Source organism: Acinetobacter sp. BD54, from assembly GCF_044778325.1.
GTDB lineage: Bacteria > Pseudomonadota > Gammaproteobacteria > Pseudomonadales > Moraxellaceae > Acinetobacter > Acinetobacter baumannii.
Genome location: NZ_JANJEP010000005.1, coordinates 65,506 through 86,823, shown reverse-complemented (window position 1 = coordinate 86,823; position 21,318 = coordinate 65,506). Strand labels below are relative to the sequence as shown.

Sequence of the window (21,318 nt, the reverse complement as noted above, 5' to 3'; positions counted from 1 at the left end):
AATACTATTACAAATTAACTTTAAACAGGAATTTCCTATGGAAGTACACCAGCGTGGCTTGATTACCGGTATTTTAATGGCTGCTTTAGCAATTTCTCCGCTTGCTGAAGCTAAACGTGCAGGTGGTGGTAAAAGCCACGGTATGGCACGTTCTACTACTTCAAGCCAGTCTTATCAACAACCTCGTCAAGTGACTCCAGTTCAACAACCTGCTACAGCACCTCAGAGATCTGGTCCGGGTGTTGGTTCAATGGTTGCCGCTGGTGTGGCTGGTGCTGCCGTAGGTGCTGTTGCAGCAAATGCTTTAGCAGATGACAAATCAACATCAGCTGAACACCAAGTAACTCAACCTGGTAATGAACAAGCTGTTCAAGCCCAAGAAGAGAAAAAAGGTGGTATTCCTGGCTGGCTTTGGGTCTTACTTGCAGCCGCTGTAGCTTTCTTTGTATTCCGTAAATTGGGATCAAAAAAAAAATTAGCAGCTAATAACCCTTATGCACCAAATAATGGCGGTCAAAACCCATTTGGCCGCTCGGCAGCTCCAACCAATACAGGTGACAATACCAATATCTTTGGTCAATCTGTAGGTGGCGGTGCAGCAACACAAGCTCCTTTTGGTAGCGCAACGACGAATAGCGGTAACCAATTACCAGATGGTAGTGAGCCTGCTTCTTTCTTACGCGTTGCCCGTCAGCGTTTTAACCACATTCAGTCAATCAATAGTGCAAGTAACATTGAAGAAATTCGTCGTTACTTAACCCCTGAACTTTATAACTCTATGTATAACGACATCATGGAGAACCAAGATCAGGACGTTGCTGAGTTTAGTAACTTAAATGCAATGGTTGTAGACAGTGCGACTGAAAATGGTCAATACATTGTGAGCGTACGTTTCACAGGTACAGTAAGTGAAGATTTAAACAGCTTGCCACAGCCATTTACTGAAATCTGGCACTTTGTAAAACCTGTTGGTTCACAGCAAGATTGGGTTGTTGCAGGTATTCAACAAGCCTAACTTAAATAAGTTCTAAATAAAAAAGCCACATTATTGTGGCTTTTTTATTTCGTTGTTTTCAGGCAATTTCGGCTGGAAAAGCAATGACTTTTTCAATTTTAAGTTGATCGGTTGCAACCATGAGTAATCGGTCAATTCCCAAAGCGATCCCTGAACATTCAGGCATATGAGGCAATGCTGCTAACAAGTGCTCATCTAATGGCATGATATGAAGTCCTTGTTTAGCTCGCTCTGCATTATCTGCTTCAAAGCGAGCACGCAACACGTCTGAATCGAGCAATTCATCGTAAGCATTGGCTAGCTCTAAGCCTTCGATATAAACCTCAAAACGCGCTGCAACCTCTTCCCCATCTTCATCTAATTTCACTTTCGCTAAAGATGCCATTTCTGGTGGAAAGTCAGTTAAAAAGACAGGTGCATCAAACCCTAAACTTGGTTCAACAAAATGAGAAAACAACAAATCCATATAAGCTAAACGGTCATCGCCCAAGTCGAGATTTAACCCAACACGATTTGCTGTGTCTTTAAGTTGCTTCAAAGTCGCTTGCAACGGGTTAATATCTAAACGGTCCTGAAAAGCATGCTTATAACTTAAAATAAATGGACGAACTTCGCCAAAACGATGCTGCAAACAGGTTTGTAATAAATCGGCTGTTTCGTGCATTAACGCTTTTAAGTCCAGACCCGGACGGTACCATTCAAGCATGGTAAATTCACTATTGTGTTTGCGCCCGTGCTCATCGTCTCGGAAAACCTTACAGATTTGATAAATCGGTCCGCTGCCACTTGCCAGTAAACGTTTCATGGCAAATTCAGGCGAAGTCTGTAAATACTGAGTCTGCAATTTGCCATTGATATGACGTAAAGCCTGAACCGAGGCTAAATGTACGTCAGTCACACCTGCTTGTGAAACCACGGGTGTTTCAACTTCCATGACCCCACGTTCTGCAAAAAACTGACGGATTTGGGTATAGAGCTTGGCACGAGCCTTTAAAGCATCAATTGAACAAGTAGGTTGATAACTTAAACTCATGCCTGTGGTCCCCCGTGAGCTGCCCATTCACGGCGCAGCGGATAATTCTTACGTAATAAATCAAATGCTTTTTGCTCTACCTTGCCCTCTTTAACACAGGCACGGATGTTGGCATCATCTTGAGCAATATCATAAATTTGAGATATTTTTTGCTTTAACACTGCTTTTAAATCATGTCCTGAAAAATAGTCTTCACATGCAGGTAACTGGGTTTCGAAACGCTTATTAATGTCATATCCAAATTTTTGACAAAACGCTTCATAAATCATTTGCGTACCACGCGCTTTTCCTTCCAAGCTATAACCTGCAATATGCGGTGTCGCCAAAGCCAACATATTTAAAAGCTCTTCAGATATCACTGGCTCATGCTCAAATACATCAAGTACAACTTTACGCTGGGTACGTTGAATGTCTTCGATTAAAGCGGCTTCTTTTACGACCGGACCGCGTGCACTATTAATTAAAATCGTGTTCGGTTGAAACGCTGCAAAAGCTTTTTCGTCAAACAGATGATACGTCGCATGTTCGCCTTTTTTGGTGAGTGGCACATGAATTGAAACTGCATTAGCTTGTTGCAACAAGGCTTGAAAGCTTACATTTTCAATTGAATCTAACTGTACAAAGGGGTCAAAGCCAATCACTTTCCAACCAAGCAACTGAGCCATATAGGCCAAGCGCTTACCAACATTGCCAAGACCCACAATACCTAGCGTAAATTTTTCTTGTTGTTCTAAAAGGCTAGCATCCAAATGCAGTAAAGCTGTAATGACATATTCAGCAACCGCCTGTGCATTACAACCTGCGGCATTGGCCCATGTAATGCCATGCTTTTCTAAAGCTTGAATATCTAAATGATCGGTCCCGATTGTGGCACTACCCACATATTTTAGGGCGGTATTTTGAATTAAACTTTCATTTACTGCGGTGACTGAACGGACCAATAAAGCTTCAGCATCTTGTACGTCTGTATGCGTTAAGGTGCGCCCTGCTTTATGTTGAATATCGCCAAACTCTGAAAAAAAGTAATCGGTAAACGCCAAATTTTCATCTGCGACGATTTTCATGGTCTGCAACCCATAGCTTATAAAAACGTTATTATCCTTTGAGTTGTGGCAAAGTACAATGTTAAGGGTATTAAATTAGTACAGGGTTTCAAGACTCAGTTCACTTACAAACCACCGCCAAAATAAAAGTAAGCCATCACGGCAAGTGTGAGCCAAATTAAAATAATAAGTACGGCAACCAAATAGTTTTTTGGCCGCTTTTCATGTTCATCTAGCCATTCTTTAGCTTGTTGTTCAGCATCAAAAATGACTTGCTGAGGCGTAAAACGAACTGCTAACCAAATGAGTATGGGTAAAATAACCGCGTCATCAATGAAGCCTAAAATAGGAATAAAGTCTGGAATTAAGTCGATTGGACTAAACGCATAAGCCACTGCTACCACAGCAATAATTTTGGGTAACCACGGCATTTGAGGATGCCTTGAGGCAAACCAAAGCATAATAATTTGTTTTTTTAGACGTTTTGCCCATTCTTTTATTGATTGTACCCAAGACATTTGGACAGACTCTGAACCTTTAGAATTTTATAATAATCTATAAAAACTAACCTTAGCTTAAAAGTGAAAGGAATATCGAATGAACCCAGCCCTAATTCCTTCACATTAAAAGATATATTTTATATTTCCGTATATAAAACAAATCCATCGCCCCTACAAAAGCTTGCCAAAGTCAGGCCAGATTGCTTGGCTAACTGAATGGCCATACTGGTAGGCGCTGAAATTGAAGCAAGCAAGCTAATATTGAGCTGGGCACATTTTCGTATCAGTTCATAACTTGCCCGACTGGTCATCACCACAAAACCTAAATTGGTGTCGTAATTTTCTTGCGCTAAATAACCGAGCAATTTGTCTAAGGCATTATGGCGGCCCACATCTTCAAATAAAGCCACGATTTGACCGTCAACTACCCATGCTGCGGCATGCGCCCCACCCGTTAAAGCAGTAATTTCTTGTTGAGTTTTTAAATGGGAAATAGCACTCGGAATTTGCTCAAGCCATATTTTTGATGCATGCGTTGTAATTTTTGGCACGTCTAACTGAAACTGCTCTAAGCTTTCAATTCCACATAAACCGCAGCCTGTACGGCCTACCATCATACGGCGATGTTCCTTTAGGGCGGCAAATGCTCTCGATGAAATGGTCATTTCCACCGTAATGCCTAGTTCATTTTGATGCACATCAAGGGTATATAGCTCTTTTAAGCTGGTTAAAATTCCTTCCGAGAGACTAAAACCTTTAGCAAATAAATCGACATCGGTCGGTGTCGCCATCATCACCGCATGCGAAATACCGTTATATACCAAGGCAATTGGGTACTCTTGCACAATATGATCTAAGACATTTTCAGATTCGGTTTTGTTAAACCGCTGTACTGGCAATGTTTCAACCCCATAAGCATGTGGTGTCAAAATTATTTCCTTTATTTCAAAATGGCGCTTGTTTAGAGCGCCATTTGCTTAAGTTTCATTTAAAAAAATCAGATCCACTTAAAGACTGCTGACTTTCTTATTGGCATCTTCAGGGTCAACAGCTGTTGCCAAGTTAAAATGCTCTGGTGCATTTCCGGGATGTAAAATCACCGGAACACTTTTAGAAGCCGGAATCTTGGCATATTTATCATGACTGCTTAAGGCCACCAAAGGATTGGTTTCCGGATAGTAAGCCGCTAAGCTGCCGCGTGGAATGTTGTACGGCACAATACGGAAACTATGCACAATACGCTTCACACCATCCGAGAAAACACTTTCAATATCAACCCACTGATTTGCTTCAAAGCCTGCTTCATCAATATCCGCTTGATTCATAAACAACACACGGCGCTGACCAAACACCCCACGGTAACGGTCATCCAGACCATATAAAGTGGTGTTGTATTGGTCGTGAGATCGGGTGGTCATTAAGGTATAAACCTTACTTTCGGTATATGCGGCAGCGTACTGATTTTCTTTATCCGCATAGACTTCTTCAAGTGGCGTAATCAGAAATTGCGCTTTACCACTCTTTGTATTCCAGATGTGCTGATTAGCTGGATGTTCGAGGTGGAAACCGCCTGGTTTATAAACGCGCAAATTAAAGTCATGGAATTCATCAAACACATCGGCAATTGAGTCACGAATGCGGTCATAGCTTTCAATGTACCATTTCCATTTAATCTGACTCTCTGGCAGCACGGCCTCAGCCATTCTTGCCACAATATCGGGTTCAGACAAAATATTTTTAGAAATTGGCGTATTACGCCCTGCCGACAAGTGGACATTACTCATTGAGTCTTCAACTGTAATAGCTTGTGGGCCATGAAGCTGCTCATCAATTTCGGTGCGGCCTAAACATGGCAAAATAAGCGCATCTTTACCACACACCAAATGGCTACGATTTAACTTGGTTGCCACATGTACGGTTAAATTACATTTTCTAAGCGCTTCTTGTGTATAAGCGGTGTCAGGTGTTGCAACGGCAAAGTTTCCGCCCAAACCAATAAAGACTTTGATATCACCTTCGGCCATGGCTTTAATGGTTTCAACCACACCATATCCATTTTTTCTTGGTGATTTAATACCGAACACACGGTCAATATTATCGAGAAGTTTCGGGCTTGGGAGTTCATTAATGCCCATAGTGCGGTCGCCTTGCACGTTACTGTGCCCACGAACCGGACAAAGCCCTGCACCCGGTCTGCCAATTTGACCACGTGCCAACAATAAATTTGCCAGCATATGTACGTTAGCAGTTCCGTGACGATGCTGGGTAATCCCCATACCCCAACAGAAAATTGAACGCTCTGACTCTAAAAAGAGTTTAGCCAGTTTTTCTAAATGTTCAGATGACAGACCTGAGTGCTTATAAAGATCTGCCCACTCCGTTCTTTCTAACTCAGCAATCATTTCGTCGAAACCAACGGTATTGACTGCAATAAAGTTTCGGTCAAAAACGCTTGGTTTACCTGAGGCAAGCGCCTTTTTATCCCACTCATGTAAGTGCTTTAAAATACCCAACATCAGTGCATAGTCGCCGCCAATTTTAGGCTGGAAATAATAGCGACTAATTGGCGTACTGCCATTGGTCATCATTTCAAGCGGTGCTTGCGGGTCTTGGAAACGTTCGAGGCCTCGCTCTTTAATTGGGTTAATCGCAATAATGTTGCCGCCGCGTTTAGACACTTCACGCAAAGTACCTAACATACGTGGATGGTTGGTTCCCGGGTTGTGCCCAAAACTAAAAATGGCGTCGGCTAAATCAAAATCTTCTAGAGTGACTGTGCCCTTTCCTAAACCAATCGAGTCGAGCAAACCAACACTTGTGGTTTCATGGCACATGTTCGAACAATCTGGGAAGTTATTTGTACCAAAGCTTCGCACAAACAATTGATATAAAAATGCTGCTTCGTTACTGGCACGGCCCGAGGTATAAAATGCAGCTTGGTCTGGATGATCTAGCGCATGTAAATGTTGAGCGATGAGTTTAAAGGCATCGTCCCATGAAATAGGCACATATTTATCGGTTGCAGCATCATAACGAACTGGGTCTGTTAAGCGGCCTAAGTCTTCTAGGAAAAAGTCACTTTGTTCTGATAACCAACTGACGGTATGACCTGCAAAATATTCAGGAGTGACGGTTTTACTGGTTGCTTCAAAAGCAACCGCTTTTGCACCATTTTCACAGAAGTTAAAGGCATGAGCATCTTTCTTTTCTGGCCATGCACAGCCGGGACAGTCAAAACCTGTAGGCTGGTTAATGTTGAGTAAGGTAATTGAACCTTTACCTAAAATATCTTGTCGCTTTAAGTTTCGAGCAACACTGAGCAGTGCGCCCCACCCGCCAGCAGGATGAGTATATGGCTCAATTCGCGCAAAACCGTTATTTTCCTGTATGTGCTTTTGTTCTTCTGAATTATCCACTTTTTCATCCTCTTATCTTTTTTACACTCAACAGGCTCAGTGAAATCACAATTTAATTATGGTTTTATCAAAGCTACCCGCTGTTTACCGATGAGTAGAGTCCACTTTTTATATTATTGCCACTATGCTAAAAGCCGGCTCAACCGTTCTTATAATATGTGCCATATTCTTTACAATTACAATAATTCAAGCCAACCACGTTATTTACATAAAAACATACAAAACAATGATTTAAATAGATATTAATTCTATCTTTTACAGATAAAAACATTATTGGGTTTCATTTTTAACCGACTGAAAGCTTTTTAAAATTGATACTTACACGACTTTATCTATGTTTTTTTCGCATTAAGCAGTATAAAACAATTAAAAACTTATCTGCATTAGAGCATTTATGAAGGTTGTGATCGCCCCTGATTCATTTAAAGATAGCTTATCGGCTTTAAAGGTAGCTCAAGCCATTGCCCAAGGATGGCAAGCAGTATTTCCTCATGCAGAAACGATTTTGTGCCCAATGGCAGATGGTGGTGAAGGAACCATTGAAGCAGTTTTAGAAGTCTGCGATGGACAATGGCGTGTAAAAACAGTGGTTGGACCATTAGGTCAGCCTGTTCAGGCCAAATGGGGTTGGTTAGAAAAACAAAAAATTGCCATGATTGAAATGGCTCAAGCGAGCGGCATACAGTTAGTTCCACCGTCTGAGCGTGATGCCTGCCACAGCACAACGTTTGGCACAGGTCAGCTCATTTTGGAGGCTTTAGACGCAGGCGCAAAAGTCATTATTTTAACTGTAGGCGGTAGTGCGACCAATGATGGCGGCACAGGCTTACTTAGTGCTTTAGGTGCAGTTTTACTCGATGCTAACCAAAAGGTTTTACCCGCGGGCGGCCTTGCCCTTAGCCACCTATCCAAAATTGATTTAACACATTTCGACTCACGTATTCAGCACACACGGTTTTTACTGGCTGCCGATGTGACCAATCCACTTTGTGGCCCAAACGGCGCATCACATATTTTTGGCCCACAAAAAGGCGCTTCCGTTGCTCAAGTCCAGTTACTCGATGCAGCCCTTGCCCATTTTGCCGATGTCACGGCACAACTTTTAGATTTCGATAAACGAGATGAAGCGGGTTCTGGGGCTGCTGGTGGTTTGGGCTTTGCCGCCAAAAGTTATTTAAATGCAGACTTTAAAGCTGGAGTTAAAGTTGTGGCTGAACTGAATCAGCTTGAGCATAAAATTTCTAATGCAGATTGGGTGATTACGGGTGAAGGTAAATTTGACCAACAAACCTTAAGTGGTAAAACTGTTTTTGGGGTAAGCCAAATTGCCAAAGCCCACAATGTTCCGGTCATTGTGATTGCTGGGACTTTAGGTGAAGGCTACCAAGCACTTTATGAGCACGGTGTAAGCACTGCTTTCTCACTAGCCAATGGTCCCATCACCCTAGAACACGCCTGCGAACATGCAGCAGAACTCATTTATGAGCGAACAGTCGATATAGCGAGATTAATTCAGTTTAGCCAAACCAGCTTAAATGATAAAAAAGCCTAATCGGCTAATTTTAAAAGACTCTCTCTACAGCTCTCCAAGATTTCATCGCTAAGGTTTGATTGGTCTGGACATGCACGAGACAATGCAATTGCCCCTACTGACTGAGCAAGAATATTAATAGCTTGTTTTCTCAGCTCTTCTGTTTCTAAAGAAACTTGTTTTGCGCGTTCATTCATAATGAACTCAATAAGCTGCTCAATGCCCTCTTCAAACTCGACTTTTACTTCGTCGGGCTGTCTTGCGGCATCACAAGATAGCGCTGTTAAGGTACAGCCCTGATCACGGTTGTCCCGATGTGTACGAGACACATACATTTGAATAAATTGGGTTAAGTTTAAACCTTCTATTCTTTTTAAAACCTGCTCAAGACCATATTTGGCAGTAATAGTAACAAGGTCTGTTTTCGAGCTGAAATGTTTATAAAACCCACCATGAGTAAAGCCTGCGCTAGACATTAATTCGGCAATGCCCACCCCGTCGTAGCCTTTACTACGGAACAGTTGAGTCGCCTTTTCAACAATTTTATCTCGGTTTTCTTTTACCTGAGTTTTACTGACTTTCATGTTGGTGCGCTCGCTTTTATTCACCCTGTTCGTCATTATTATACATTGATTATGATTGACATCAAAACCTGCATATTTTAGATTATGATCATCATCTAAAAATTAAAGCGTGGAGACATCACATGTCAGTTCAATCAAAAGTACTTATTACAGGGGCTTCGTCAGGAATTGGTTCTGTTTATGCAGATCGATTTGCTCAACGTGGCTATCACTTAATCTTGGTGGCACGAGACACCAACCGTTTAGATAAAATTTCAAAAGACCTTCAAGAAAAATACAGCGTACAGGTGGAGTTCATTCAAGCCGATTTATCAAACGATCAAGATATACGCAAAATTGAAGATGTACTTAAAAACGATGCTGATATTGAAATTTTGGTAAATAATGCTGGGATTGCACTGAACGGAAACTTTTTAACTCAAGATCGTAATGAGATTGAAAAACTTCTGACTTTAAATATGACTGCGGTGGTGCGATTGTCTCATGCAATGTCGCAATCCCTTATACGTAAAGGTAAAGGCGCCATTATTAATTTAGGCTCTGTACTTGGCTTAGCGCCTGAATTTGGTTCTACCATTTATGGCGCAAGTAAATCCTTTATTCAATTTTTTAGCCAAGGTTTACATTTAGAGCTAAAAGATCATGGGGTACACGTTCAAGCGGTATTGCCTTCTGCCACTAAAACCGAAATTTGGGAACGTTCAGGTATAGATGTAAGCCAAGTTCCGCCATTAATGGATGTCAATGATTTGGTCGATGCAGCCCTGATTGGTTTTGATCGTAAAGAAACAATTACAATTCCTGTGCTGAAAGATGAAAATCAATGGAATAATTTTGAAAAATCGCGTATGACATTATTACCAAACTTCTCTTCGGCTGAAGTAGCCCAACGTTATAAAAACTAACGACTACGGCTACCCAACTCTCAAGTAGGAAAATCTTATGAATGTTATTGATGCTCTCCGCAAACGCCGTGCAGTTAAACGCTTCGACCCTGCTTTTCAACTCTCTGAAGATGACAAGAAGCAGTTATTACAAGAAGTTTTAGCAAATGCACCAAGCGCTTTTAACTTGCAGCATTGGCGTCCAGTCATTGTTGAAGATGCAGAGTTAAGACAAAAAATTCGCGCGATTGCTTGGGACCAACCACAAGTAACAGAGTCATCATTACTGATTGTGTTATGTGCCAAAGTAAATACATGGGAAGTTGATGCTAAACGTGTATGGGATGGAGCTTCTCCAGAAGTTCAAGATATTATGGTTGGTGCAATCGACCAGTATTACCGTGACCGCCCACAAACCCAACGTGACGAAGTGATGCGTAGTGCGGGTATCTTTGCTCAAACCCTTATGTTACTTGCTCAAGAGCATGGTTTAGATAGCTGTCCAATGGATGGTTTTGACTTTGATGCAATGGCAAAGCTCATTAACTTACCTGAAGATCACGTGGTGTGTTTAATGATTGCAGTTGGTAAATCAGCTTCTGAACCTTACCCGCGCGTAGGCAAACTGCCTTACGACGATGTCATTATCAAAAATACATTCTAAGTTGTAATTCAAATTTTAGGCTTTCATTCTATTTTTAGTTTTATGATAAATAGATGGAAGCCTTTAATTTGGCATGTATTTAGACGCTAAAAATCATAAATTGGCGAATGGAAATTAAGCGACCTTATTTCTATCATCTTCTATGTATGACATCGTAATATTAATTAAGCAGTCCACTAACTCTTCAAAAGTAAAACCCATATTTTCAGAAGTAAAATAGTTCATTGTTAAAGCAATACTTGAATGAATTAAAATATAAACCATCATTTTTAAATTTTTGATTTTTAATACTTCAGGATGCTTCATGGCATATTCAATGGCCAAGACATTAATCGCTTTTACGGCTTTTACATGACTTGCCTCAGTACTATATTTAGAAGAAACACTGAGCCAATAAAAATATTTATTATTATCTTTTGCCAAAAACTCACCAATTTTTAAAAAAATTGTTCTGATTGCTTCAGGAATCTCTAAATCTAAAATTTCAGGAATCACGCCATAAATAACTTTTGAGATTTCCGCAATAAAGTGCTGCTGCATCTCAACAAAAAGGGCTTCTTTATTTTTAAAGTACTCATAAAAACTCCCCGATCCTACGCCTGCTATCTCACACACTTTAAGTACTGTTGTATGGTCCAAGCCATTTTTCATAACAGATATAAATCCGGCACTAACTATAGAATCAAAGGTATTTATTGCTCTATTTTGTTTTGGTTTTCTTATAGTTACCATAATTTTTTATCCTTCTAATAATCCGTCTTTTTTCTGTATAAATTCATTGATAAATTCTAGTATAAATCAAAATTTGATCAATTATTTTATAAAGATGAGTTTAAAAAAATGAATACAGCTCTAAAATCGGATCAAAAAATTTTTCGTCGTAATGTTGAACTGACTTACGATCATCATAAAAGTTACTCTTTTTATTATGAGGAAAATCCTGTTGTTACTTCCTTGTTCGTTGTACTTTCAGCGATGTTTCCCGCTGGTGAAATGTTTTTTATAGAAAGCATCAGAAATGTTCGAAATCAAATTAAGGATGAAAACCTTTTAGAAGATATAAAAGCCTTTATTGCTCAAGAAGCTTTCCATAGCCGTGAACATAAAACGCTGAACAATCACCTCATCCATTCGAACTATCCTGAAGTTGTCGAAATTGAGGCCAAAACCAAAGCACGCTTGGATAAATTACGTCAACTTTCAGCAGTCGAACAAGTCGCTGCTACAGTCGTGATGGAACACTATACCGCCACACTTGCCCGTCTATTACTCACAGACTCGTTAATTAAAGCAAAAACCACGCAAGAGAGCAGAAATCTGTGGGAGTGGCATGCCCTCGAAGAGCTTGAGCATAAATCGGTCGCATTTGATGTATTAAATGCGATAGGAGGAAATTCTAGCAAAAACAGAAAAGCAGCTTTAGCTAGAGTTGCAAAGCTCATCACGCCTATTATTTTTAAATATTGGATAAAAATCTTAAAAAGAAAAGATATTAACTTCACTTTGAAACAGTTGAAGGATGGTATTTATTTAGGTTTTGGTGGAATCAATCGGGTCGGAATTTTGTCTAAAGCATTTGTAGATATGTTAGATGTTAGAGCAGAAAATTTTGACCCGTTAAACATGCAAACAGAACAATTAGAAGCCGAATTCCGAGAAAAACTATTTGGCCAAGCAGGCTTTCTTAGAGACTACCTCAGCTAGAAAAACCAATATATAAAAGCCCTCATCAGCGGGCTTTTATAGAAATAACTCTTTTAATTTTTATGCATTTTGATTGACCTTAGCTTTCTATTTTGAATCGGCTTAAATCACTTAGACCAAGAAAATAATTTAGCAATCTCTCCCTTTCATCTACCCCACCTGAGCTTAAAAGCTGAATGATTGTGCCTTCCACCATATATAAAAATAGTTTGGCATCGGTAAAAGAGGCATCAGGTTTTAGTGTTCTAAGCTGGCTATAAATTTCATTTTTTAGCCATGTTCTATAGCGCACTGCGGTTTGATAAGCGTTGGGATAGCTATTTTTAATCTCAAAAACGGCTTTAAATAATAAGTAATACGGCCCTTCTATATCGGTATGTAGAAAGTAAAGCTTTTTGAGTTTATCGATGGCAGGAGTGCCTAAGTCATATTCGATCATTGCGACTACTTGTTCTTGGAGCTTTTCTTTTTGCACCATCAGGCAGATTTCAATGAGTCGTTCTTTAGAGTGAAAATAATTATAAAAAGTCGCTTTTGTAATCTCTGATTCTCTCACTATTCTGTCGACGCCAATAAGGTGAAATCCACGGTGGTGAAACAGATCAATCGCTTTATTTACAACATATAAGGCACGTGTTGGGAGAACTAAATTTGGCATAGTTTTACCGTTATAAATTCTTGTTGTTTGTAAATGAGATACTTTTTTGGGAGAAAAAAAGGCACAGCAAAGCCTATAAAGACTGTGCTTGGCACATCTCAAGTTTTATTGTTGCTAAGTTTTTGGTTGTGACGATTTAAAGCCTGAAAGCGCTAATGGCCCTCAAACTGCTTTAAAGTTTATGTGGTGTCGTTATAGCTTTTGGCATTGAGAGCCAAGAAATAATGGATGTGCAAAGCCAACTCCTTTTTATTGGGAGTTCTGCCAGACATTTATAGAATTATGGTGGCAGAACGAGAAAGGGTTAGCAGACTAGTATTATCTCAAACTAGCACACCCGAAGGTGTCCCTCTCCCGTCCTACCGCTACGGGAAAGGGACGAGTAGTTCACCACACAAGACTATTCCTCAGAAGGAAAAGCTCTGATGCGGGAGATAATACACGGTCTGCTAAAACCGGCTGGCAATGTGGCCAGCAGGCAAAGGATAAGCTTCAGATTTATTGCAGTCAAGCACACAAAATGACATTTGTTTTAATTTAGATCATTAAAAAGTAAGGATAAATAATGGGTGAGTTATTGTTAAATGGGGGTTTATAAAGGGGAAGATAATTGGCTTGGAAGATTGCATACAAGATGTAGTATGTTAATTTTTAGGAAAACTTAAAATCAGTTTTTTAATTATTAAAATAATGAATGAGTTTTACATGCATAATTGAACACTTAAACAAAATTCGGGTTAAATAAGCTAGTAGGTGTAACATATTTTAGATCTTCATAATTAATCGGATGAATAATGGTTTTTGATTTAGTAAAAGTAAAAGAGCAGCTAAAAAATGCAAGAGTTAAATCTTCTGAAAGAGAACTTCTACAATTACTAAAAGAAAATAGTTTTCTTTTCTCTGAGTTATTTTCAAGACATTGGGGAATACAACCAATTTTTTCAGAAGTTAGTTTTGGTAATAATTTTAGATGTGATTTTTGTTGGTTAAATGATAATTCAGATGGTCCTGAGTGGGTTTTAGTCGAAATTGAAAAACCTAATGTAAGACTCTTTAACAAAAAAAATGAACCTAGTGCTGAGTTAAATCATGGAATTGAACAAGTAAAAAGTTGGCAAAGATATTTTAATTTTTACCCTGCTGAGAAAAGCAGGATCTTTGGAGCGGTGAGCAAATTTAGATATATCTTAGTAATTGGTGAAAAAAATGATTGGGAACAGAAAGAGGCTAGCTTATGGAGAACTTTTGAAAATCAGAAAAGTATCGAAATTCGATCTATGGACATTTTTGATAGAGCTATCGAAAATTATGAAAAAAATCCCAATCATTACTGGAGTTTTGAAGAAAATTCGTGTGTATTAAACTCTACAGAACTTCAAAACTATTGGGAAAAATATCCGTATATAATGAGATGGAAAACAATGCTATAGCTGACATTATTAAGCTAAATAAAGCTTTTTTTAACATGGGATATTGTCAGTCTAATAGTTGAAACCAAGGTTTCTTTGGTGCAGTCCCAGTATATGCAGGACTAACCTTAATTGGTCCCTGACCTTTTTCGCATTGTTGAACGCCCCACTCACTCGGGCGAAAACGTGCATTAGCTCCATCAGGCTCAGGTTTACCAAATTCTTTTTGAATATCATAATCAATGAGTGGAATTTCAAGTAGCACGATGTCTCCACGAGAACAAGCGATGGTAGGACGTTTCGTATCGTAAACCCATTTACCATAGCCATTTTCTTCCTTAGGATCAAAGCGCATAACTGGACCTACATGCTGATCCCATGCCAATTCCATTCGAGGAGGCTCCATCGCAGTTACCCACATTCCTGCAACCTGTATAGGATGAGGGAAACGTACCGCCTGTAATCCCCGTAAACTAAAAGGTACTTGTGGCTCACCGTTGTCAAAAGCATCGTAACGACTAATTAAACTCCCTTTGGGAATCAACAGTTCGCCATATTGTGCATCTTGAGATAAAACGAAATGACTGCGACGTTCCTTGTAATGCTGTTTAAGTGCGAACTCATACTCTACCGATGCAGCCATATAAAATAAATAACCTGCCCACAGGTCACATATTAATGCCACTAGCGTAATGAATAATGTTTTTTGAGAGAAAAACCTCACAGGCTTTTGAGCCTTATTTCGCCAAAAGAATAGTGCTTTCACTAATAAACCTAGCGTTAGTACAACACCAATCAATGGAGCAATAAACAACAAAAAAATTGCAAAAACCGAGAATGTCTGTACAGGTATCATAATTGTTAAATCTTTAATTTCATTTTTTCAAAGGTGGGTCGCCAAGAAAATTGTATATAAGAGTATTAAAAACAAGCCTTATGATGCACAGACACTATTTTATAGCCTTAGCATTTTCACACACTAAATTAAGCATAGCTAAATCATTATCACCCGTGGCTTTCATTACTTCACTCTTTTTATCGCTCTTGTACTTAAGTTCACCATTATTTTTATCACCAATCATAAAGTCTAAAATCTGTATCGTCTTATGTGAACAGTCAAAAGCCATATGGAATTGTGCGATATTATCTTTATCAAAATCACCTGTATAAAATTTTGTTTCAGGTACGCCAACTAGTTTTCTGGTAGCAGTAATTTTAAATTTACTTTTACTTGGTAAATAAAATTCGATTGAATCTAGTTCAAAAGCATAAGCGATATCTTCTTGTTGATAATAAACTTCTTCTGCTTGAATACTATTTGAAAAAGCTGCACAGGTAGCGAAAATTAGGCTAAAAATTGTTTTTTTCATTTACTAAAACTCATACATAATTTTTTGTTGCCTGATTTTATATAAATGAAAGGTCTATGAATATAAAAAACATTTGTTATTAAGTGATATATACAGTTAATATATCCTTTGAATAAAAGTATCCCCCTTCTCAAAGAGGTTTATATGTTGGAGATAGTAATCATCTGATAATCACTCTCAATTTCTATTATTGAGTTGATTATCAATGTCGCAATTTTTCTGTGGTCATATTTCTGATCACCTCTATTTGCACGTTTGATTATTATCAAGGCTCCAACATGAATCTTTCAAAGTTCGAACAACGAACTCTCCATGTCCTTGCTAAAGGCGGACATATTAAATACCAACGTGACGCATCAGGCACAGTCTATTTCGTTGAATGCTACACACGAGAAGGTTTCGTGCTATCTGATTGTTCTTTAGATGTATTTAAAAAGCTAAAAGCAAAACGTTTAATCAAGTCTAAAAATAGCCAACCTTATCAAATTACATTGTTAGGGCTTCAGACTGTTCGCCCTCAACTAGACAATCGTTGATATAAGTTGCTATTTATTAAGAGAAAGAAAAATATGAATATTACAATTCGAGATGAACAACCCGAAGATATTAAAAATATCGAAGCGTTGACGAAAGCCGCATTCTTAAATGAAGAGCATTCTAGCCACACTGAACAATTTATTGTGAATAGCCTTCGTAAACATAAGCAACTTACGATTTCTTTGGTTGCTACAGAAGATGACTTAATTATAGGTCATGTGGCTATTTCACCAGTTACAATCACGTCAGGTGACACTGGTTGGTATGGTCTAGGCCCTATTTCGGTATGTCCAAAGAAACAAGGAATTGGCGTTGGTTCTCTTTTAATGAATGCAGCTCTTCAAAAGTTAAAAGAATTAGGCGGAAAAGGTTGCGTTCTATTAGGTGATCCAAATTATTACAGTCGATTTGGTTTTAAATCTTACCCTGATTTAAATTTACCTGATGTACCTAATGAATACTTTCAAGCTCTAAGCTTCATTAACCATATTCCCTCAGGTGAAGTTACTTACCATGATGCTTTTACGGCAACTGAATAAATAAGTTCGCTTACCACACATAGTAAAAAGCCTCTATTTATAGAGGCTTTTTTTCATCACTTAATTATTTATGAACCCAAGGCACGGCTGGTGAACCAATCCACGCAGATTTAGCCGGAATATTTTCACCTTTCATGACCAGTGTTAATGGCCCTAACACAGCATGGTTACTCACGTTGGCGTTATATAAAATAATACTGCGCGCATTGACCACTACATCATTGCCAACATTTACTTGCCCGATTTTCATAATACGGTCTTCAAACAAGTGAGTTTGCGGGCCTGAAAAGCTATTAAACTCGGCACGGTCACCAATGCTGACACAGTCAAACTCGGTAATATCAGCCGTATCCATATAAACATCTTTACCAATACGAACCCCTAAAATACGCAAGAAGAATGGCAACATTGGCGTTCCTCTTAAGTAGTTTAAGAAGTTAGGAATCGCAACTGATTCATATAAGCTGGTAATCCCTTCACTTAACCATACGAACATGGTCCACATAGGTGCCGAACGCGGTTGATAGCGACCAATCAAAATCCACTTTAATAGCGCAACAATAAGGAAACAGCCAACACCATAAAGCAGCCCTGCGAGCGTTAATGCAACCAGTCCTGTCTCAATATTGTAGTTATTAATCACATCAATAACGTCTAGTACGATCATATAACCCACCCCAATCGCAAGTGCGGCCGGCAATACAATACGAAGCCCTTCAATAAAACCGCGCATTAAACGGCGCTTAATACTTGGTTTAAAGGTTAAATGGTCAGGATATTTTTCAGCAGCTTCACGTGCAGGTAACAGCAATGCCGGAGAACCAAACCAAGTTTGTCCGTCATACATTTCACGGTTATCTGGTGTTTTTGACTGCACGCCAATTAAAACATTGTCTGGTAACACTGTCCCATCAGCAATATAAGCACTATTTCCCACAAAACTACGGTTACCGATTTTGGTTGCTTTTAAAGACATCCAACCGCCTTTAATCTCTTCATCACCCAGCATTACCGCATCGGCAATAAAGCTTTCTTCACCCAAAGTCAGCATTTCTGGAATGACGCCGGTTGCGGTAGAAATTTCGGTATTTTTACCCACTTTTGCTCCCAGCATACGGAACCATGTAGGCGCATAAATGGTGGCAAACAAGCCATGTAAGGTTTGTAAGCTGGTTTCTAAAATTTGGGCCGCAAACCATTTACGATAATACGTGCTGCCATGAACCGCATAGGTTCCGGTTTCAAGACGCGGCAATGCAATTTTACGCAGACCTGAAGAAATCACCGCAGTAATCATCATCATCATTGCACTAGCCGGAATCGCTAAAATGAAATAGTAAAGCGCGATTTGCAAATGGTTGTTCGGGTTAATATTAAATACATTTACATCTAACCAGTCGACCAAAAGGAAGCTTGGAAAAATTGGAATAAAGAAAAGACAGGCAATAATTAATGCGCTAACGCCATAGTATCCATATTCAGCAATTTTACGTATAAACGATAGTTTAGGACGCCCTGGCAATTTAGCTTGCTCATCTATATGCCCTATTTTCTGAGCAGGTGTTCCGTCCCAAATTTCGCCCTCAGGTACAACCGTGTCATATTCAATTGAAGTTAAGGCATTTACATGGGCCTGTTTTTCTAACACTGTATTTTCTTCTAATACAGCATACGAACCTACATAACTGTCTTGTTTAAGGTGAATTGAACCTAATACCAAATGGCCATGTTCAACTTTGGCATTTTCTAAATTCACCTGAGAACCGATACTCACGCCATCTTCAATAGTCAGTAAAGATGGCATACGAATATGTACGGAACTAATGGTAACGTCGTGGCCGATTTTTGCGCCAAGTGCTTTCAAATATAAGTTAAGTAAAGTCGAACCAGATAAAAGATAAACAGGTGAAATATTACTAATACGGTCTGCTAGCCACCAACGGAAATAGGTTAATCCCCATAATGGATAACGCCCTGCGCCAATTCCTAACATTAATAGTCGTTTTATCGTAATCGACAGTACAAAACTGCTCATAATGACACTGACATACACCAATAAAGACAACGCAATCGCATACGGAATACTGTCGCGAGTTCCACCGGTAAAGTAGTGATAGGTAAAGAATGGCGCTAACCACTGCAAAATATTAATCGAGATTAAAACCGGAATAGTTACGAGCTGTGCAATACCACATAACCATTTATAGGTCTGATTACGAGGGTTATCTTGTCCAATTTGGCTATCAAATAAAGTAGGTTCAGGCTGCTCTAACATGAGTGCAGCAATCGCGCCTACTCTTCTCGCTTGATATAAGTTTTGAATGGTCAGATGGCTATATTCCGCATGCTCACGCAGATTTGAAATTAAAACAGCGGCGAGTAGTGAATGCCCGCCTAAATCATCAAAGAAATCGGAATCGAGTTTAATCGGCATGTTCGGGAACAAGCGATTCAAAATTTCAAACAAGATTTCTTCGGCTGGGTTCTGTGGCTGGTCAGATTCACTGCGATCTACCACACTTGTGAGCGGTCTTGCTTTTAAAGCTTTACGGTCAATTTTCCCAGATAATAGACGTGGAACTTCTTCAATAATCTCAAAACGATTTGGCACCATATAAGGCGGTAATCGCTGACTCAAGTTATGCCGTAGTTCTTTAATTTCTATAGCTTGCTTTGCATCAATTTCTGGCGCAATAAACGCAATAAGTTGATCAATGCCGTCTTCAGGACGAAGAATAACGGCTGCCGTACCAATTCCGTCAATATCGCAAAGCGCAGCTTCGATCTCGCCAAGCTCTACACGGAAACCACGGATTTTAACTTGGTCATCGGCACGACCTAAACAGTGTACTTGACCAAACTCATCAATTTTAGCCAAATCCCCAGTACGGTAGAGTAATTCTTCCTCTACACTCATTGCCCAAGGGTTTTCAATAAACTTATCTGCGGTTAAATCAGGACGTCCTAAATAGCCTTGTGCCACACTTGGTCCAAAAATACATAACTCCCCTGTTTCACCTTGCTCGAGCAACTCTCTTTCAGAGTTAATAACCAACATACCGTAGTTTGGTAAGGGCTTGCCAATGGTGACAGGTTTGCCGCGTTCTAATAACTCAAGACTTGCAGAAACCGTGGTCTCGGTTGGTCCATAGGTGTTAAACATTTGATGATGAGGTAATGCCCAGCGGTCAACCAGTGAGTCTGGACACATTTCCCCACCTAAATTAATAATTCTTAAATTAGGTACGTCTTCAGGAAATAAGGCAAGTAACGTTGGAACAGCATGCAGTACTGTAATTTGTTCATGCTTTAAGGTTTGGCATAACCGCTCAGGGTCACTGACAAGTGACTTCGGTGCAATCCACAACGTTGCACCTACCAAATAAGAAAGCCAAATCTCTTCAAACGACATATCAAAAGCGACTGAAAAGCCTTGATAGACTTTGTCTTGCTCTTGAATACCCAAAATACTATTTTCACTACGTAAAAAGTGACAAATATTTTTTTGAGTAATCACAATTCCTTTGGGTTTACCTGTCGAACCCGAGGTATAAATAATATAGGCGGGTTGATCTGGAGTGGTTTTTGCTAAACTTACACTTTCGCTTAGTGGTTTTTGCAGCTCGGTGTTGGTCCATTTTGTTTGCGGCACTTCAGCTAAATGTTCATACCATTCATCTGTAGTAATCATTCCTACCGCTTCAGCATCTTCAAGACATACCGCAATACGGTCCGCGGGCGTATCCATATCAAAAGGAAGCCAAGCTGCACCGCTTAAACAAATGGCCAGTTGAGCTTTTAAAAGCTCAATACCACGCGGCAGCCATAGCCCTACAATATGACCTGGCTTTACCCCTTTTAAAGCCAGATGTTGAGCCATAATTAAGGCTTGCTGATACAGCTCACCATAACTCAGCGTTTTGTCTGCTTCAATTAAAGCCGTTTTATCAGGAAGAGTTTGTGCAGTATGAGCAAAAATATCGGATAAGACTTCATTCTGCAAAAATTCCGGATGATACTTTCCACGAATTACATTTTTCGTGTTCGTTACAAACTGGTTCATTTTTATACTCTCTTAATTTTCTGATTTGGCTTAAATGAAGTCATAATTTATTTTTCTGACCCATTAACGAAATCTAGATACGCCATAAATTAATTAAGAGAACTTAAAGCAAGATTAAATTTTTTAGTTTTGATGTTTATTCAACACAGTAAGAACCTTAGTCAATAATTTTAATTTATAAATAAAAATCAAATAGTTAATATTATTATTCTAATTTTATGATTATCTTTAAGATAAAAACGTACAAAACTAATGAAGTAAAAAGCTAGAGTTCACAAGATTTATATAGTTCTCATTTTAATTAAACTAATAAAAGCTATCCTGTATACAAATTCTCCATATTTTAAACTTAATTGTTTAGCTCTGAA

The 21,318-nt window shown here is 39.2% G+C and carries 19 protein-coding genes; 8 read left to right on the top strand and 11 right to left on the bottom strand.

The annotated features are described in order from the left end of the window. Positions 1 to 37 precede the first annotated feature (37 nt). Positions 38 to 1,015, top strand: coding sequence for a Tim44 domain-containing protein (locus NQ782_RS09710; protein WP_000451848.1), 978 nt, complete (start codon positions 38 to 40; stop codon positions 1,013 to 1,015). 58 nt (positions 1,016 to 1,073) lie between these two features. Here the strand turns inward: NQ782_RS09710 and epmA are convergent, their stop codons facing one another. From epmA to NQ782_RS09685, 5 genes are all read right to left on the bottom strand, one after another. Beyond that, positions 1,074 to 2,048 (bottom strand): EF-P lysine aminoacylase EpmA, encoded by a 975-nt coding sequence (epmA, locus tag NQ782_RS09705; protein ID WP_000059543.1) that lies wholly within the window; start codon positions 2,046 to 2,048, stop codon positions 1,074 to 1,076. Beyond that, positions 2,045 to 3,112 (bottom strand): 4-phosphoerythronate dehydrogenase, encoded by a 1,068-nt coding sequence (locus NQ782_RS09700; protein WP_057093997.1) that lies wholly within the window; start codon positions 3,110 to 3,112, stop codon positions 2,045 to 2,047. The genes epmA and NQ782_RS09700 overlap by 4 nt, the downstream gene beginning before the upstream one ends. A gap of 104 nt (positions 3,113 to 3,216) precedes the next feature. Continuing rightward, positions 3,217 to 3,609: a YkvA family protein gene (locus NQ782_RS09695; protein WP_000119198.1), complete on the bottom strand. Its 393-nt coding sequence runs from the start codon at positions 3,607 to 3,609 to the stop codon at positions 3,217 to 3,219. 119 nt (positions 3,610 to 3,728) lie between these two features. Further along, positions 3,729 to 4,520, bottom strand: a complete 792-nt coding sequence (gene fdhD, locus NQ782_RS09690) for a formate dehydrogenase accessory sulfurtransferase FdhD (RefSeq protein ID WP_057093995.1) — start codon at positions 4,518 to 4,520, stop codon at positions 3,729 to 3,731. A 78-nt stretch (positions 4,521 to 4,598) separates the two neighbouring features. Next, complete coding sequence (locus NQ782_RS09685; RefSeq protein ID WP_057093993.1) at positions 4,599 to 7,007, bottom strand: FdhF/YdeP family oxidoreductase; 2,409 nt, start codon at positions 7,005 to 7,007, stop codon at positions 4,599 to 4,601. A 394-nt stretch (positions 7,008 to 7,401) separates the two neighbouring features. Between NQ782_RS09685 and NQ782_RS09680 the strand changes: the two genes are divergently transcribed. Further along, positions 7,402 to 8,559, top strand: coding sequence for a glycerate kinase (locus NQ782_RS09680; RefSeq protein WP_057093990.1), 1,158 nt, complete (start codon positions 7,402 to 7,404; stop codon positions 8,557 to 8,559). Here the strand turns inward: NQ782_RS09680 and NQ782_RS09675 are convergent. Then, entirely contained in the window at positions 8,556 to 9,122 is a 567-nt protein-coding gene (locus NQ782_RS09675; RefSeq protein ID WP_000868731.1) for a TetR/AcrR family transcriptional regulator, read from the bottom strand. The two genes, NQ782_RS09680 and NQ782_RS09675, sit on opposite strands and share 4 nt — an antisense overlap. Positions 9,123 to 9,244: 122 nt before the next feature. On the opposite strand from NQ782_RS09675, the gene NQ782_RS09670 reads away from it, so the two are divergent. Both NQ782_RS09670 and NQ782_RS09665 read left to right on the top strand, forming a co-directional pair. Then, positions 9,245 to 10,027, top strand: coding sequence for an SDR family oxidoreductase (locus NQ782_RS09670; RefSeq protein ID WP_057093988.1), 783 nt, complete (start codon positions 9,245 to 9,247; stop codon positions 10,025 to 10,027). Between the two features lie 37 nt (positions 10,028 to 10,064). After that, positions 10,065 to 10,670 (top strand): nitroreductase family protein, encoded by a 606-nt coding sequence (locus NQ782_RS09665; protein WP_001100693.1) that lies wholly within the window; start codon positions 10,065 to 10,067, stop codon positions 10,668 to 10,670. A 114-nt stretch (positions 10,671 to 10,784) separates the two neighbouring features. On the opposite strand, the gene NQ782_RS09660 is transcribed toward NQ782_RS09665, so the two are convergent. Next, a complete protein-coding gene (locus NQ782_RS09660) occupies positions 10,785 to 11,402 on the bottom strand; it encodes a TetR/AcrR family transcriptional regulator (protein WP_057093986.1) in 618 nt (205 codons plus the stop codon). Between the two features lie 108 nt (positions 11,403 to 11,510). On the opposite strand from NQ782_RS09660, the gene NQ782_RS09655 reads away from it, so the two are divergent. Beyond that, a complete protein-coding gene (locus NQ782_RS09655; RefSeq protein ID WP_057093793.1) occupies positions 11,511 to 12,374 on the top strand; it encodes a metal-dependent hydrolase in 864 nt (287 codons plus the stop codon). Between the two features lie 79 nt (positions 12,375 to 12,453). Here NQ782_RS09655 and NQ782_RS09650 read toward each other — a convergent pair whose 3' ends face one another. Then, positions 12,454 to 13,032, bottom strand: coding sequence for a TetR/AcrR family transcriptional regulator (locus NQ782_RS09650; protein WP_024439320.1), 579 nt, complete (start codon positions 13,030 to 13,032; stop codon positions 12,454 to 12,456). A 794-nt stretch (positions 13,033 to 13,826) separates the two neighbouring features. On the opposite strand from NQ782_RS09650, the gene NQ782_RS09645 reads away from it, so the two are divergent. Continuing rightward, positions 13,827 to 14,462: a Shedu anti-phage system protein SduA domain-containing protein gene (locus NQ782_RS09645; RefSeq protein ID WP_000230746.1), complete on the top strand. Its 636-nt coding sequence runs from the start codon at positions 13,827 to 13,829 to the stop codon at positions 14,460 to 14,462. Positions 14,463 to 14,508: 46 nt separating this feature from the next. Here NQ782_RS09645 and NQ782_RS09640 read toward each other — a convergent pair whose 3' ends face one another. Both NQ782_RS09640 and NQ782_RS09635 read right to left on the bottom strand, forming a co-directional pair. Next, entirely contained in the window at positions 14,509 to 15,255 is a 747-nt protein-coding gene (locus NQ782_RS09640; RefSeq protein WP_086231140.1) for a hypothetical protein, read from the bottom strand. 136 nt (positions 15,256 to 15,391) lie between these two features. Then, a complete protein-coding gene (locus NQ782_RS09635; protein WP_000750918.1) occupies positions 15,392 to 15,811 on the bottom strand; it encodes a hypothetical protein in 420 nt (139 codons plus the stop codon). A 278-nt stretch (positions 15,812 to 16,089) separates the two neighbouring features. Here NQ782_RS09635 and NQ782_RS09630 point away from each other — a divergent pair, with 278 nt between their 5' ends. Then, a complete protein-coding gene (locus NQ782_RS09630) occupies positions 16,090 to 16,347 on the top strand; it encodes a YjhX family toxin (protein ID WP_001054060.1) in 258 nt (85 codons plus the stop codon). 33 nt (positions 16,348 to 16,380) lie between these two features. Beyond that, positions 16,381 to 16,887, top strand: coding sequence for a GNAT family N-acetyltransferase (locus tag NQ782_RS09625; RefSeq protein ID WP_001027820.1), 507 nt, complete (start codon positions 16,381 to 16,383; stop codon positions 16,885 to 16,887). Between the two features lie 64 nt (positions 16,888 to 16,951). On the opposite strand, the gene posA is transcribed toward NQ782_RS09625, so the two are convergent. Continuing rightward, positions 16,952 to 20,950, bottom strand: a complete 3,999-nt coding sequence (gene posA / locus NQ782_RS09620) for a delta-poly-L-ornithine synthetase PosA (protein ID WP_057092853.1) — start codon at positions 20,948 to 20,950, stop codon at positions 16,952 to 16,954. Positions 20,951 to 21,318 lie beyond the last annotated feature (368 nt).